11 protein-coding genes are annotated in these 15,771 nt (G+C 59.0%); all 11 read left to right on the top strand.

All coding sequences use genetic code 11. The annotated features are described in order from the left end of the window. The 11 genes from AC4PR2_RS22910 to AC4PR2_RS22860 all read left to right on the top strand — a co-directional run bounded on the left by AC4PR2_RS22910 (window position 1) and on the right by AC4PR2_RS22860 (window position 15,283). Complete coding sequence (locus tag AC4PR2_RS22910) at window positions 1–210, top strand: hypothetical protein (RefSeq protein ID WP_033641525.1); 210 nt, start codon at window positions 1–3, stop codon at window positions 208–210. After that, entirely contained in the window at window positions 200–2,398 is a 2,199-nt protein-coding gene (gene traD, locus AC4PR2_RS22905; RefSeq protein ID WP_198637306.1) for a type IV conjugative transfer system coupling protein TraD, read from the top strand. Before AC4PR2_RS22910 ends, traD begins: the two co-directional genes overlap by 11 nt. After that, window positions 2,398–7,689: a conjugative transfer relaxase/helicase TraI gene (traI, locus tag AC4PR2_RS22900; protein WP_492175518.1), complete on the top strand. Its 5,292-nt coding sequence runs from the start codon at window positions 2,398–2,400 to the stop codon at window positions 7,687–7,689. Before traD ends, traI begins: the two co-directional genes overlap by 1 nt. 78 nt (window positions 7,690–7,767) lie before the next feature. Then, on the top strand, window positions 7,768–7,986 hold the full coding sequence (locus AC4PR2_RS22895; RefSeq protein WP_492175517.1) for a hypothetical protein: 219 nt from the start codon (window positions 7,768–7,770) through the stop codon (window positions 7,984–7,986). Further along, entirely contained in the window at window positions 7,979–8,533 is a 555-nt protein-coding gene (locus AC4PR2_RS22890) for a phospholipase D family nuclease (RefSeq protein WP_492175516.1), read from the top strand. Before AC4PR2_RS22895 ends, AC4PR2_RS22890 begins: the two co-directional genes overlap by 8 nt. A 13-nt stretch (window positions 8,534–8,546) precedes the next feature. Further along, window positions 8,547–9,329, top strand: a complete 783-nt coding sequence (gene traX / locus AC4PR2_RS22885) for a type-F conjugative transfer system pilin acetylase TraX (RefSeq protein WP_492175515.1) — start codon at window positions 8,547–8,549, stop codon at window positions 9,327–9,329. A 332-nt stretch (window positions 9,330–9,661) separates the two neighbouring features. Then, complete coding sequence (locus AC4PR2_RS22880) at window positions 9,662–10,750, top strand: Replication protein (RefSeq protein ID WP_492175514.1); 1,089 nt, start codon at window positions 9,662–9,664, stop codon at window positions 10,748–10,750. A gap of 317 nt (window positions 10,751–11,067) precedes the next feature. Then, the gene (locus tag AC4PR2_RS22875; protein WP_492175513.1) at window positions 11,068–11,337 is read left to right on the top strand and encodes a hypothetical protein; all 270 of its coding nucleotides are present in this window, start codon (window positions 11,068–11,070) and stop codon (window positions 11,335–11,337) included. 427 nt (window positions 11,338–11,764) lie between these two features. Next, a complete protein-coding gene (locus tag AC4PR2_RS22870) occupies window positions 11,765–12,904 on the top strand; it encodes a tail fiber domain-containing protein (protein WP_492175512.1) in 1,140 nt (379 codons plus the stop codon). 82 nt (window positions 12,905–12,986) lie between these two features. Continuing rightward, window positions 12,987–15,020 carry a pyocin-S2/colicin E7-DNase domain-containing protein gene (locus tag AC4PR2_RS22865; RefSeq protein ID WP_492175511.1) on the top strand — a complete coding sequence of 678 codons (2,034 nt, stop codon included), beginning with the start codon at window positions 12,987–12,989 and terminating at the stop codon, window positions 15,018–15,020. Further along, entirely contained in the window at window positions 15,020–15,283 is a 264-nt protein-coding gene (locus AC4PR2_RS22860; protein WP_277497212.1) for a bacteriocin immunity protein, read from the top strand. The genes AC4PR2_RS22865 and AC4PR2_RS22860 overlap by 1 nt, the downstream gene beginning before the upstream one ends. The last annotated feature ends 488 nt before the right edge of the window (window positions 15,284–15,771 follow it).

Raw genomic sequence — 15,771 nt, 5'->3', positions numbered from 1 at the left:
GTGGCTAAGATCTCTGCCAAAACGCATACCACCACCCTGCGACTCGATGACGGTACGTTTGGGCGCCTGCAGCGTATGGTGGCTGAGAACCCCCTCTACAGCCCCTCACATGTGATGCGCGGTGCCCTGCTGGCCCTCAGTCGATTAACCGACAGTGAACGTGAAGCCTGCATTCTGGCCGTAGCAAAGGGAGGTGTTGATGAGCTTTAACGCCAAGGACATGACGCAGGGCGGGCAGATCGCCTTTATGCGCCTGCGCATGTTCACGCAGATCGGCAACCTGATTTTCTACTGCCTGTTTATCGCCTTCTTCCTGGTGGCGATTTGCACGCTGTTGTGGCGCGTGTCCATCCAGAACCTCACGAACGGCCTGATTTATTGGTGGGTCTGGATGGTGGAAGGCTGGCCGAGCATATCGCCGTCAGAGACCCTCTACCACCTGGACTATTACGGCAAGACGCTGACCTACACCGCCAAACAGGTGTTGCTCGACAGTTACGTCTCCTACTGCGGTCAGCTGATTTGGCGTGAAGGGATCTTTGCCTGCATCGTGGCGGCCGTTGCGTGTGTGACGGGATTCGTGGCCACCGTGTGGATACTTGGCCGTCAGGGCAAGCAACAGAGCGAGGATGAAATAACCGGCGGGCGAACACTCACCGATAACCCTGCGGTGGTGGCCAACATGCTCAAACGCGATGGTATGGCGTCCGATATCATTATTGATGGGCTGCCGCTGCTAAAAAACAGCGAGGTCAAAAACTTCTGCGCCATGGGCAGCGTCGGCACGGGGAAGTCACGGCTGTATCGCAAGCTGATGGACTATGCACGCAAACGCGGTGACATGGTTATTGTCTACGACAAGTCCTGTGATTTTGTCAAAGACTACTACGATCCGCAGCACGATAAAATCCTCAACCCGCAGGATGCACGCTGTGTCGCCTGGGATTTATGGTCGGAATGTCTGACACTGCCGGACTTTGAGAACGTCGCCGATATCCTTATCCCCATGGGCAGCAACGAAGATCCGTTCTGGCAGGGGTCGGCCCGAACCATCTTTGTGGAAGCGGCCTACCGCATGCGCAATGACGAAGACCGCAGCTACGCCAAGTTGCTCAATACGCTGCTGTCCATCGATCTGCCGCGTCTGCGCGCTTATCTCGAGGGCACACCGGCGGCCAACCTGGTGGATGGCAAAATCGAGAAGACCGCCATCTCCATTCGCAGCGTGCTGACCAACTATGCCAAGGCACTGCGTTACATGCAGGGTGTGGAGAAACTGGGGGCACCGTTCACCATCCGTGACTGGATGCGCGGCGTGAAGGACAACGGCAAAAACGGCTGGTTGTTCCTGACCTCCGATTCAGCCAGCCACAAGGCGCTCAAACCGCTGATCTCCATGTGGCTCTCTATCGCCTCACACAGCTTGTTGTCGATGGGCGAGAACCCGGACCGTCGCGTCTGGATTTTTGCCGATGAATTACCCACCCTGCACAAACTGCCAGATCTGGTGTCAATCGTGCCGGAAGCGCGCAAGTTCGGCGGATGCTTTGTATTGGGATTCCAGACCTATTCTCAGCTTGAAGATATTTATGGCGTCAAGGCTGCGGCCACCCTGTTTGGGGTGCTGCGTACCCGTTTCCTCTTCAGCGTACCGGATCGCGTGGGTGCCGAGTTCGCCGCCGGCGAAGTCGGTGAAAAAGAGTATCGCAAGGCCTCCGAGCAGTTTTCCTACGGGGCCGACCCCGTCAGGGACGGGGTGTCCGTCGGCAAGGATTTGGAGCGCATGCAGCTGGTGAGCTACAGCGACATCCAGACGCTGCCTGATTTGTGCTGCTATGTGACGCTGCCGGGGCCGTATCCGGCCGTCAGGCTGCAGATGGTATACAAAAAAGTCAGGCAGGTCGCGCACCCCTATGAGCCTCGCAAGTTGGATGCCGCTGCCGATGGGCGGCTTGTATCGGCGATCGAAATGCGGGAAGCCGAAACCGGCAATATGGATGCCTTGTTCGCTGCTACCCCTATCCTGCCGGCGGCCAGTGCGGACAAGCCCGCTGATGCCCCTGTCTCTGCCGTGAGCACAGTGCCGACAGAGAACCCCGTCAGTGATGTGCCTGTCGTGTCAGCAGCTGCCACCGCGACAGGGGGGCAGGAGGCGGAACTGAAACAGAAACCGGCGCCCGGTGATGATGATGCAGAACGGGGGGAGCTGCCCCCCGGTATCAGTGGCGACGGCGAAGTGGTGGACATCGCACAGTATGAGGCCTGGCAGGCGCAGCAGCAGGCCATGGGGCAGCAAGCCATGCAGCGCCGGGAAGAGACCAACATCACTATCGACAGGCATCGGCGCGAACTGGCCGAAGTTCATCATGGGGACAGCGAACCGGGAGATGAATTCTGATGATGAGCATTGGCCAGGTCGGCCCCGCCGGTAAAGCCGGCGACTACTACACCCATCAGGACAACTACTACGTGCTGGGGAGTATGGACGAACGCTGGGTGGGCCAGGGGGCGGAGGCCCTGGGCCTGACGGGCAAGGTGGACGTCAAAGATTTCGTGGCCGTGCTGGAAGGCAAGTTACCGGACGGCAGCGACCTGACCCGCATGGTTGGTGGTGAGAATAAACACCGCCCCGGCTATGACCTGACGTTCTCGGCGCCCAAGGGCATCTCTGTTCTGGCAATGTTGGGGGGCGACAAACGTCTTATCGCCGCGCATAACCACGCGGTGGAAATCGCTGTGGGGGAGGTGGAGAAGCTGGCCTCGACGCGGGTGATGGAGGGCGGCGTCTCCGAGACCAAACTGACCGGTAACCTGGTGGTGGCGCTGTTTAACCACGATACGTCACGTGACCTGGACCCGCAGTTGCACACCCATGCGGTGGTAGCCAACGTCACGCAGCACGACGGCAAGTGGCAGACGCTGTCCTCCGATACGGTCGGCAAGACCGGGTTTATCGAGAGCGTGTATGCCAATCAGGTGGCCTTCGGCCAGATATATCGCCATGTGTTCCGTCAGGATGTCGAAGCCATGGGGTACAAGACCAAGACGGTCGGGCCGCACGGTATGTGGGAACCCGACAATATGGACTCAGTGATTGATGTGTTCTCCAAGCGCAGTCATGCCATCGACGCTGCCGCCGGCCCAGATGCCTCACTCAAGTCACGGGATATGGCGACGCTCGACACCCGCAAGGCCAAGGTCGCCAGCGATCCGGCCGAATTAGCGGTTGTCTTGATGCAGGAAATGAAGGCCACCGGTTTTGATATTCAGGCTTACATGGCCGAGGCGCAGTCTCGCACGATGGTGACGCCGTCCCCGACGCCGCTGGAAGCGGGGGGCGACGCGCTTGTCGACCAGGCGGTGGGACAAGCCATTTCGGCGCTCTCTGACCGGCAGGTCAACTTTACGCACAACCAGGTGGCCAACAAGGCCATCAGCTACCTCTCCGGGGAGCCGGGCATGCTGGACGCGGTGCGTGACGGTATCGACCGCGCCATCGAGCGCGAGCAGCTTATCCCGCTCGACAAGGAGAAGGGCGTCTTTACCTCCGATATTCATCTGCTCGATGAGCTGAGCGTGGCGCAGCTCAGCCGCACGCACCTTGACGAGAGTGCGGTGGTGATAGGCGCGCCAAAGTCTGACCCGCGCACCGGCAGCATACCAACCTACAGCGATGCTGTGCAGCAGCTTGCGCAGCTTGCGCAGCATGCGCCGGCGATGGCGGTGTTGTCGGGCATTGGGGGGGCATCGGTGAACCGTTCCCGCGTGGCGGAAGTGGTGGAGCTGGCACGCGAGCAGGGCCGCGACGCCACCGTGCTGACCGTTGACCGGCAGTCACAGCAGTATCTGCAGCAAAGCGTCCATCTCGATGAAGACCGTGTGGTGACGCGCGCTGCGCTCGGCAGCGAGGCGCTGTTTGCGCCGAACAGCACGCTGGTCGTTGATCAGGCAGAGAAACTGACGCTCAAGGAGACCGTGGCGCTGCTGGATGGCGCGGTACGTAACAACGTGCAGCTGGTGTTGATGGATACCGAAAAGCGCAAGGGGACGGGCAATGCCCTCGCCGTCATGAAAGAGGCCGGTGTACCCCGCTATCAGTTCAGTGGCCGTCAGGCTGTGCCGGCGGAGGTGGTAAGCGAGCCGGACAAGGCCCAGCGCTTCGGTCAGTTGGCCAAAGGCGTGGTGCAGGCATTTGTCGAAGACCGGCCGGCGGTGGCACAGGTGAACGGCCCGGCCGACCAGCGGATGTTGACGGCCATGATCCGTGACGAGCTGAAAGATGCCGGGCTGCTGGGACGCGAAGAGACCCCTGTGGCGACGCTGACGCCGGTATGGCTGGACAGCAAAAACCGCGGCGCCATCGATACCTACCGGGAAGGCATGGTGATGGAGCGCTGGGATGCGGAGAGCCGGCAGCGTGAGCGGTTCGTTATCGACCGGGTCGGTGCGCAAACGCGCAACCTGGTGTTGCGTAACGCCGAGGGTGAAAAACAGCGGCTTGCCGTCAAAGAAGTGGACAAGGACTGGTCGTTGTTCCGGGCCGGTACGATGGGTGTGGCTGACGGCGAACGCCTGCGGGTGCTGGGTCAGGAAGGACGGGGCAAGGATGCGCTGAAGGCCGGTACGGCGCTGACGGTTGTTCGTTCCGGCGCCGGCGAGCTGCAGGTGCGCGTGGCCGGCGAGCCGGATGCGACGCAGAAGCCGGCGGACCGAGCGCTTGCGGTCGGCAGCGACGTCTTCAGCGCCGTCAAGGTGGCGCCGGCGTATGTGGAAAGCCTCGGCACCTCGGTGAGCAGTACGGCGGCGGTCTATGCCGCGGTGAAGAAAAACGAGCTTAACAGCGCCACGCTGAGTGGCATCGCCCGCAGTGGCGGGCATATCACTCTCTATTCAGCGCTTGATGCGCGCAAAACGCAGGAGAAAGTCGCCCAGCACCCGGCGTACCGTCTGGCAGGCGAGCAGGTCAAACAACTGGCCGGTGAGGAGGGGCTTGATGCCGCGATCGCCGGGCAAAAATCATCACTGTTTACTCCGGCACAGCAGGCCATTCATCTGGCCATTCCGACGCTGGAAGGGGATAGCGTCGCGTTTGGCCAGGCCAAACTGCTCGCCGGCAGTCTCGGTTTTGCGGCCAAAGGCGTGTCGATGGAGGCCATCCAGACGGAAATCGAGGCGCAGGTCAAACGCGGGGAGCTGCTGAAAGTGGATGTCGCGCCCGGCGTCGGGGCGGATTTGCTGGTCTCGCGCGCCAGCTTCGAGGCGGAGAAAAGCATTATTCGTCTGATCGCCGACGGCAAAGACAGTATGCCGGCGCTGATGAGTGAGTCGGCGAGAAGTCAACTGGCATCAAGTCAAAGCTCGCTTACACAGGGGCAGAAAGAGAGTGTTGACCTCATTCTCGGTACGACCGACCGGTTTGTGGCCATCCAGGGCTATGCCGGTGTGGGGAAAACCACCCAGTTCAAGGCGTTACTGGACGGGATAGCGCAGTTACCAGAAAGCGAGCGGCCCCGCGTGGTCGGGCTGGCGCCGACGCACCGCGCGGTGGGGGAAATGCAGGCGGCCGGCGTCGATGCGCAAACGCTGGCGTCGTTCCTGCACGATGAGGGGCTGAAGGTCGCCGGCGGCGAGAAACCGGACTACCGCAACACGCTGTTTGTGGTGGATGAGAGTTCTATGGTGGGCAACAGCGACATGGCGCGCACCTACGCGCTGATTGCCGAGGGCAACGGCCGCGCGGTGATGAGCGGTGACGAAGCCCAGCTGGAAGCGATCTCGCCGGGCGCGCCGTTCCGGCTGGCGCAGGGGCGCAGCGCCATCGATATGGCGGTCATGAAAGAGATTGTGCGCCAGACCCCCGAGCTGAAGCCGGCGGTGTACAAGATGATTGATAACGATGTGCCCGGCGCGCTGGGCGTGGTGCGCGCGGTGGCGCCGGCCAACGTCCCCCGGCAAGCCAATGCCTGGGTGCCGGCGCAGTCGGTGGTTGAATATCCCGCCAAGGGGCCGGATGACATTCATGCCGCGATTGTCAGCGATTACCTGGGACGCACCGAGGCGGCCCGGCGCGATACGCTGATCATCACCCACCTTAATGCCGACCGGCACATCATCAATGCCGGCATTCACCAGGAACGTAAAGCAGCGGGCGAGCTGAAGGGGGAAGCCGTCAGTCTGCCCATCCTTGAGACCGCCAATATCCGTGACGGCGAGCTGCGCAAGCTGGACACCTGGGCGCGTCACCGGGACGCCGTTGTCCTGCTGGATAACACCTACTACCGGATGGCCGACATCGACAGTCAGTCCCGTACCGTCAGCCTGCAGGACAACGAGGGCAATACTAGACAGTTTTCCCCGGCCAGTGCGGTGCGCGAAGGCGTCACGTTGTACAACCCGCGCACCATCGAGGTAAGCGTGGGCGACCGCATGCGCTTCTCCAAATCGGACGTCGAGCGCGGGCATGTGGCCAACAGCACCTGGACGGTCGAGGCGATAAAAGGTGACATGGTCACGCTCTCCGATGGACAACAGACCCGTACCGTCAATCCCCGCGAGCAGCAACAAGACCGGCACGTCGATTTGGCCTATGCCATCACCGCCCACGGTGCCCAGGGGGCCAGCGAACGCTTTGCCATCACGCTCGAGGGGGTGGAAGGCGGGCGTGAGCCGCTGGTCAACCGGGCGTCGGCCTATGTGGCGCTGTCGCGCGCCAAGGAGCACGTGCAGGTGTACACCGACAACGAAGCCGGGTGGCTGAACGCCATCGGCAAGGCGAAGGCGCGCACCACGGCCCATGATGCGGTGCTGGGGATGGCGCCAGGCAGCCAGAAAGCGGCCGCCGACCTCTACGGCAAAGCGGTCTCGTTATCCGACAACGCGCTGGGACGCGCGGTGCTGCGCGGGAGCCAACTTACCGGCGACACGCTGGCGCACTATGTGTCGCCGGGCAAGAAATACCCCCAACCGCACGCCATGCTGCCGATGTATGACGCCAACGGCAAACCGGCCGGCGCTTGGCTGGCGCCTCTAGCGGACACTCAGGGGAAAAGCGTCGGGGGACTGCCGACGCAGGGGCGAGTGTTCGGCAGTGACAGTGCGCAGTTCGTGGCGCTGCAGGGGAGCCGCAACAACGAGACCAGGCTGGCCGGGACGATGCAGGACGGTATCCGGCTGGCGGCACGCTATCCCGACAGTGGCGTGGTGGTACGCCTGCAGGGTGACGACGTGCCGTTTAACCCCCAGGCGATGACTGGCGGCAGGGTGTGGGTGAACGACGAGACGCTCAAGGCCACTGCACGGGAGAGCGGCGCGTCCGACAGTGCCATTAAATTGCCGGAGAGCCCGGAAGCACGCCTGCAGCGTGAACTGCAGACGCAGGCCGAAAAACTGGGCCGTGAACCGAACGCCCCTGACCCGCAGCGACTGGCCGGGCTTAACGACGAGCAGCTGCGGGCGTTGTTCGCGCGCGGCGAACTGCGCGCCGAGGACGTGAAAGCGCGTCTGCCGGCGGCGGTCATGCGGGAGGTGATGGGTCAGGATGCAGCACTGCGGGTCGATGCCGCTGTCCGCCAGGTGGCGCGCGAGCCGGTATCGACACGCAGCCGGCTGCAGCAGGACGAACAGAATCTGGTGCGCGATACCCATCCTGAGCGGGAACTGAACAAAGAGAAAACCCTGGGCGGCGACTGACGCGCTGCGCTTGTCCAACGCCGTGCGAGACAGGTGACGAGCCCCTGTCCCGCACGGCATTACCTAAAGGAAGAACGGATGAACACAACTCAAAACGTATCAACGACGCAGGGCGTCTTGTTAACCACTGCGGTCTTGCTGTCCGGGGCCGTGATGCTCTGGGGATATGTGCAGTGGGACACTCTGAGCGACCTGCCGCTGTATTGGCGCAATGCGCTTGTCCCGTTGCCGCTGCTGGTCTTCATGAGCTTGAAGCACCTGCAGGCGCGGCTGAACAGGGCGGACAAGCATGAGTAAGGCACCGCGACTCCCCGCCCGCGTGTTTGGTGTTGCCGCCCTGGTGCTCAGCGGCTGGCTGCCGGCATCGCCCCTGTTGGCGGCGCCGGCGGTGCAGGTAGGGTTTTCGCCGGAAGGATCGGCGCAGCAGCTGGTACTGAGCGTTATCGGTGAGGCGCAGCGCGATATTCGCCTGATGGGGTACGCCTTTACTTCGCCGGAGGTGGCGCGGGCGCTGATTGCGGCGCATCGGCGTGGGGTGGCCGTCGGGGTGGTGGTCGATGCGAAGGCCAACCAGAACGGCGCCGGCCGGGCGGCGCTGAACCTGCTGGCTAACGCCGGCGTGAACGTCAGGACGGTGAACAGCTATAAAATTTTGCACGACAAGGTGATCGTCGTGGATGGCGTGACGACCGAGACGGGCAGCTTCAATTTCAGCCGATCGGCACACCGCGCCAACTCGGAAAATGTGGTGGTGCTGCGCGACATGCCGGAGGTGGCCAAACAGTACCTGGCGCACTGGCAATCCCGCTGGGCGCAGGGCCAGGACTGGCAGTCGACTTACTAAGAAAGGAAATCGGATGGCGATGTTTGATCCGCACAGCGGAAAACTGCAGCAGGTACGCGAAGTGGTGCACTTCACCCCGTTGCAGCAGGACGTACTGAAATTTTTGGCGCTGGTGCTGATGGTGTTCGACCACGCCAACCGGGCGCTGGGGCTGCATGAGCCGGTGCTGTTGCTGCTGGGGCGCGGGGCGTTTCCGCTGTTCGCCCTGCTGTGGGGGTACAACCTGGCCTCGCGGCCTGTCCGGCAGGCGCAGGCGACCCGGCTGTGGGTATGGGCCGTGGTTGCGCAGCCGGGCTATTGGCTGGTGATGCGTCATGACGGGCTGGCATTTACCGATCCGAATATTTTGTTCCTGTTCGCTGCCGTGACACAGGCGCTGGCGGTGGCGTCGTTGCCGATGCGCAAGGGCGCACCTAACCCGGTATTGGCCGGCGGCGTTTTGCTGGCGCTGTGGTGGGCGTATGGCGCCACAGACGGCAGTTACGGTACTGCCGGCGTTCTGTTGCTGTTGGCCAGTTATGGGCTGTGCGTTTCCCTGCCGGGGTACGTGACGGCCGTCTGGCCGGTGCGCGGGCTAGCGATCGTGGCCTGGCCGCTCTTGGTACTGATGCTCAATGCCGAGCTGGGCGGCACGATGATGCTGGCCGGGTTGCTGCTGCCGGCACTGCTCATCCTGGGGACGCTGCCGCTGGCGACGGCGTTCAATCAACGGCGCCTGTTGCCGCGGGGTTTTTTCCTGCAGACCTACGTGGCGCACCTGCTGGCGCTGGGGCTGGCCGGCGTGTTTTTACACTGAGTCGCCGCTGATGTTACCGACCGCTTCGCACTCTGCACAGGCCTCGTTACTTGACCAGGTGACGATCGCCACGGCCGCGGGGCGCGTTGTCCGCTTTACCGATATGATGGCTTTTGGTAGAGTGGGAAAAATTTTGCATTCGATGGTTGTCCACGCCAGAAGGTGGACGGGATGGAGCGGAGCTCCAGACGCAAAAACCCCCGAATTACGTTCTGCTTTGGTCGGCTGGGACGTAAATTCGGGGGTCAAAAGCAGGCTGCGCGCCTGTAAGGAAGTATACTGTATGCGTATTCTACGTCAATCCCCCCTGCCGACCCTAAGTGCAGGGGAACGTGCATAGTCAACATGCCGCGCAGGTAAATCCTGTAAAATCAATCATTTCACGCCGTGGTGCCAATAATGCGCTGCGGCGCGGGCAACAAAAAATTCATCGTCGTTACACCCCAAACCTGTGCTGCCGGGTGCCGAAAGGCATGGCGAGCAAGGTGGTGGCGCGCATGAGCAGCCACGACTGGCGACGTAATGATGATCTGATCACGCTGCGCCGGCAGGGTTATATCCCTTATACCCAACGCAACAACCCGGACTACCGTCCCAAACCGATGCGCATTGCTGCGCGTTCGGAAAGCCGCGAGGCGCTGACGGTGCTCTCGATGGTGCTGGGCGCCAACTGCGACTACAACCCGGACAGCGACTACCCGTTCGAGATCATGCTGCCGTTCGAGGACGTGGCCAAAGCGATGGGGGTGCTGCACGTCTACGAAAGCGGCCGCAAGGCGTATGACGTGGCGTTGCATGCGCTGTCGGTGCTCGAGCAGCTGGACTACCTCATCGTGTCGCGCGGGCAGGATACTGACACCGGTCAGAACAAGCCACTGCGCATCTGGTTGACGGAGAACTTCTTCACCAGTCGCGGCATCCAGGTGGACGAAATTCGCCAGTGGCTGAATCAGTACCGGCTGTGGGCGATTAAAAACGGCCTGACCGAAACGCTCAGGCAAAAATACGAGCGCCACCTGGTGCGCATCGCGCATCTGGGGATCGACATCGAGCGCAAGCACTCGCTGAAAAACCGGCTGAAAAAGATCCGGCGCTGGGTAGTGAGCCCCGATCTGCAAAACCTCAAGCGCAACGCGGAGCAGGTGATTGGCAACGAACTGGCCAGGCGGCAGCAGGATGCGCAGCGTCTGGATACGTTGCTGGATGACACCGCTGCCGGCATCAAAAAACTGGCCACCGCCCGGCGCCAGAAGCAGAACGGCTTTTATCAGGCCTGGGTGCAGTGGACGATGGGCCGCTCGCCGCTGAAGGCGATGCAACTGGAGAATACGCTCAAGCATGAACAGCCCGGACTGCTGAACAGCGATCCGGAGGCGTTCTATCGCTTGCTGCTGGAGCGCGCCGGCGCTATCCCCGCCTAACTTCCTCCCACATACAGAATTTTTACCCTGTCTGATCCGCGGGGGTTTTGTGCTGCTTGTTTCTCGCCGCTGATGCCAGGTTGGCCATTCGGCCGACTTGTTTCGGCTGATGCCGGCGTGATTTTTACGGCCGCCGACGTCGATCCGGGTCATTGCTGACATCGATCGGCAACGAATAAACCCTTAACTTCGACATTAACTTCGTAGGCAGAATTAACTTCGAAATACCACTCGGAGAGATGCTTAATTTCGAAGGTTGTTTCTGAACAAACTAAGCCCTTTAAAAAGGGAGTAACTCAGCGCATCGGCTTACGCCGTTGCTGTTGAGTACCTCCCTCACTACGCTCGGGCAAAAAACAACATCGCCCTTAACATCCCAACCTTACTCGGCAAAACCTGAAGTAGCACCTGCAGTCACGACTGCAGGCAAAAGGACCTTCACCCACGCCGGAACCGCCGAAATTTCCCAACCAATCAAATTAGCCAACTTTAGCCCCACAAACCCCCTCACCACCGCTGAAAAGCGGCCCCGCTCCGGCCCAAAGGGCCGGAACAGTGTCGCTTTTAATGATGAATGTTGTAACTAGCAGTTGAGTCGCTTTCAGATGTGTTGCTGAACGTTCTGCATACACGCCCGTAAGCGGCCCTACGGCCCGCCAACGCGGAGATACGCCCCGACTGCGGCGATGCCTTGTCGTGACCACTCCGACGGCGCACCCAAAGATACACATCGCATTAAGCAGGTTTGGTCTTGCAGGGCAAGGGGTGGGATAGGCAATACCTATCAGGTCAGGGCGGCTGTGCCGCGTTACCGGCGACCCTCACCTAATGGCGTTCTCTTGCGGCTCAGCTGTCGCCTCCATGCGCTGACGCGCATACGTGCTGCTGTTGTGAGAGCAATGACACAACAGAGCCACCTTGTGAAAGTGTTATCAGTGAAGTAATTTACTGTATGTATGAACAGTAATTTACTTTTTATACTCTCAGACAACAGATTGAAATGAGGATATCAACATGACGGAACAAAAGAAAAATGCCCTGGTACAAGATGGTGTCAACGACGACATCACTGAGCTCAAATCTCTCACGACGCTGCGCAAACGTCTCGTCAGCGAGGGTGAAATCGTCTCCACATCGGCTAACGGCTTTCGCCTGGCCACCGGCAAAACCGGTGTGATACTGCGTAATGACGGCCAGAATTTTTATATGATGACCACACCGGAAGGCCAGGCTCAGGACGGTTCGTGGAACACGTTACGGCCTTTCGGCTTTAACCTCACCTCGGGCCGGGCAGCATTACTCAATGGTGTTGATATCTCTGGCGGTGCAATGGTGTCGCATAATGCTGGCATCACCACGACGACAACCGGTCCATCCCCGCTCATCAAAGGACAGACCTATCATTCCTCCGCCATTGAAAGCAAATTCACCAGCGGTGATAAAACTTCAATCATGCTGATGCAATCGCGGATGACCGGCGACGGTGTGAACTACGGCCTGCTCTCTTACCGCGACATGTCCGGTAACTGGAATGAAATTCAGGTTAAAGCCAACGCCGAGCTTTCTGCAGGGCAATTGACCAAACGCAACGCTCAAGGCTGGTTCACTGCAAGTCCACCTACGAATGTCGATACATCGCAGGGATCCATTACCAATGGGCTTTATTTACCTAATCCAGGTAACAAACACGTAAAAATTTATCATCACGACCATGTGAAGACCAACGAGCTGGTGATAAACGTGAGTGACGGCAACACAAATAGCTGGTTCGTTTTCAAAGAAAACGGCTACGCCATTACCGGCGGCGGCTGGAATATCAGTTCCGATGCCCGCATGAAAACCGACGTCACCACCATTGACAGCGCACTGGACAAACTCGGCAAGATTGGCGGCTACACCTACCTCAAGCAGGGTATGCCGGAAGCCGGGGTGATTGCCCAGGAAGTGGAGGCGGTCCTGCCGCAGTCGGTGACCCAGACAGAACTGAAACTCAATGACGGCAGCGTGCTGAATGATGCCCGCAGCATCAATATCAACGGCGTGGTGGCGCTGCTGGTCGAGGCGCTCAAAGAAGAACGTACACGCCGGGAGGCCGAGCGAGATGCCTTTGAAGTGCGGCTGGCGGCGCTGGAAAACGCCATTTCAAATACCTGAGTGTCACTGGTTTATCGTGGGCTCATTTTTTCGCGTGCCCATATAACAGGTTATTGATAATGCGTTAATAAAGAGGCACTTTATGTTTTTTAATGTGAATAAAAAATTCTTCCTGTGTGTCCCTGACACTGAAGGTGGTCTGACGGTTTCGGGGGATCGGGACCGCCCCGGGCCAACGGAGTCAACGGGGAATAATGGTGGTAGCCACGATAGTAGTGGGAACACCCAGGCGGCAGCCATGCAGCGGCAGATAAATGCCATTTTAAGTGACGCCAACTTTAACAATGTGCTGAAAGAGTTACAGAAAAAAGTGCGTGCGGTAGCCCCTTACGCAAAAATAACCCTGTATACGGTGGAGGATACCGGCCGAGTTCAGCTTCAGATTGGCGAGATCAACCTTGCTGATGAAGCCGCTGTGAGCCAGGCCATAAAATCTGTCTCTCAGGTTAAAAATGTCCTTGGCCTTGGAATACGCGGTGAGCCCACTACCGGGTTTGGTGCGGTTGTTGATACGCCTCACCGGCTCGGTAATTATCAAGGTGTTCCCAATGGAAACAATAATGACAGTCATTCAGCTGCTGAAGACAAGTCATCACTGGCAACGTACTCCGCGGTATTGAACGGAACAATCCCGCCCGGATTCTGGCTTGATAATGACCGGGTCATGACCGAGGTGACGATAAAATATGAAATCAGCGGAGGTGGAAAGGGAAGTGACCGTACAGGGTACAGGAAAAGTAACGCCGAGGTGCCTTCGCTGACAGCAGCCTACAAACAATTTAAGCAGGTGGAGCGGGAAGTGGCCGAGGAAGCCCGTAAAGCCGAGGAAGCCCGCAAGGCCGAGGAAGCCCGCAAGGCCGAGGAAGCCCGTAAGGCCGAGGAAGCCCGTAAGGCCGAGTTGGCAAGAAAAGCGCTGTTCGGTAAAGCTGGGATACTGGATGCGCCTGCATACACACCTGAAAAAGCCGGGGCAGCCACGGCAGCGCTGGCGTCCGCCGGTGCCATGGTACTTAACCGTGCGCCCGCAATGTTGCAAATGTCGACGGTCGGGCAAGGCGTGATGACGACCTCCAGCGAACTGGCCGGGTGGGTCTCAGGCGCATTGTGGCGCGGCGCCGTCGAAGTTTCACGGATTGCCACGGCCAGTGTGGTAGGGCCGGCCGTCGGCGCCTTCGTTGTCGGATTCTGGCCGGGAAAAGTGGGTGAGGGAAGCGACCGGGTTCCAGGGCGCGACATTGCGATGTTTGCTGCGCAGGCTCAATTATTTACCGCAGGAAAAGTCAACATTACCCCAGAGATGACCACGGTCAATTTACCGGTTCGCGGGTTTATCACCACTGACGAAAATGGCGTTCAGCGTGTAAACTTTGTCAGAACCGGGGTGGGTGGCGTGTCGCCGAACGTACCGGTATTACGGTCGGTGCGTGATGAAGAGGCCGGGCTGGATAAAATCACACTGCCGGCGATGGAAGGCGTGCCGGCCAGGACGATTTTGATCAACCCGGTGTCGACCGGGGACGGCGTCCCGGCACATACCGGCAACGACTCGCCGGCGCCCCGCAGTCCGGTGCATACCGGTACTGACGTCAGGCAGGCGGCCAGTATCGTGTCGACCACCTTCCCGGCCGATGTGGTGCAGGATTTGCAGGATTTTATCCTGTGGCAGCCGGATGCAACGGAGGTGGGCGTTGAAGCCATCTATGTGATGGTGAGTAGCCCAAGATACACGCCAGGTAAAGTCAGTGGTAAGGGGCAAAAAGTGGGGGATGGCTGGTTGAATAAGGCGGGGCAGGAACTTGGCTCTCCGGTTCCCAGCCAGCTTGCAGACAAGCTGCGTGGACGAGAGTTTGCGAACTTTGATGCGTTCCGCAAGGCATTTTGGCAGGAAGTGAGTAAAGATCCCGCATTAAGCAAGCAATTTATTGTATCTAATCGTAGCCGTATGGCTGTAGGTAAGGCACCGAAAGCACGTAAATTGGATGCCGCCGGTAAGCGAACTTCTTTTGAAATTCATCATATAAATGAGATATCCAAAGGCGGTGATGTTTACAATATAGATAATTTGCGAGTTATGACACCGAAACGGCATGTTGATATTCATAAAGGAGGTAAGTGATGGATCTTAAAAATAATATTACTGAATACAGCGAGGCTGAGTTTATTTCATTATTGAAAGAAATCTTCAAAGAGAATGTTGCTGAAACAGATGATCGCCTAGATATTCTTCTGGAACACTTCGAGAAGATTACAGAACATCCAGAAGGGACGGATCTTATCTATTACGCACCATCGGATGCCGAAGCAACCCCTGAAGCAATAGCTAAAAGAGTCAAAGAGTGGCGTGCCAAAAACGGCAAACCAGGTTTCAGGGAAGTTTGATCACCAAAACTTCTCACTTTTTCAGTCCGGCTTAACGCCGGGCTTCTTTTTTGGAAGACGGTAGTTCGCTAAGTACAATTAAAAAACGTTATCGAATAGGAGGATTTATGATCACTCTCTACTTAGTAATTTATCTTGATGGTTAGGAAACTCAATCGACCCTTATTGGGTTTCCTAACCATGAAAAGTAGCAAGGAATAGCCCCATATGGTGCGGGCTGTCGCAGAGTAATGCGGAAAAATGCCAGTTTTTCTGTGTTTTTAAGCTAAAACCCATTTTTCAGGCGCACTTATCCAGGGGCGGTGCCTGAAGCTATCGTTTTTTCGCCATCCGCTGCAGCCTGTCAGAGAGCATTTTTGTGGCGTGCTCGCCCACCATGGCGCCGGCAAAACGTAGCCGACCTTTGCACAGGATAACGGCCAAGGTATTTCACGCTGCGCCAGGCGCCGCGGGTCTTTTTGGCGAAGTGCACTTTCCAGCAACGCCGG

The organism is Serratia sp. A07 (assembly GCF_058725505.1).
The sequence above is the reverse complement of the archived record's forward strand: the minus strand, read 5'-3'. Positions and strand labels throughout refer to the sequence as shown.

What these genes read in the sequence shown, in the direction of transcription:
- AC4PR2_RS22895 (WP_492175517.1), top strand. Translation starts at nt 7,768, where the DNA reads ATGAACACAACTCAAAACGTATCAACGACGCAGGGCGTCTTGTTAACC.
- AC4PR2_RS22870 (WP_492175512.1), top strand. Translation starts at nt 11,765, where the DNA reads ATGACGGAACAAAAGAAAAATGCCCTGGTACAAGATGGTGTCAACGAC.
- AC4PR2_RS22860 (WP_277497212.1), top strand. Translation starts at nt 15,020, where the DNA reads ATGGATCTTAAAAATAATATTACTGAATACAGCGAGGCTGAGTTTATT.
- AC4PR2_RS22865 (WP_492175511.1), top strand. Translation starts at nt 12,987, where the DNA reads ATGTTTTTTAATGTGAATAAAAAATTCTTCCTGTGTGTCCCTGACACT.
- AC4PR2_RS22890 (WP_492175516.1), top strand. Translation starts at nt 7,979, where the DNA reads ATGAGTAAGGCACCGCGACTCCCCGCCCGCGTGTTTGGTGTTGCCGCC.
- traX (WP_492175515.1), top strand. Translation starts at nt 8,547, where the DNA reads ATGGCGATGTTTGATCCGCACAGCGGAAAACTGCAGCAGGTACGCGAA.
- traD (WP_198637306.1), top strand. Translation starts at nt 200, where the DNA reads ATGAGCTTTAACGCCAAGGACATGACGCAGGGCGGGCAGATCGCCTTT.
- traI (WP_492175518.1), top strand. Translation starts at nt 2,398, where the DNA reads ATGATGAGCATTGGCCAGGTCGGCCCCGCCGGTAAAGCCGGCGACTAC.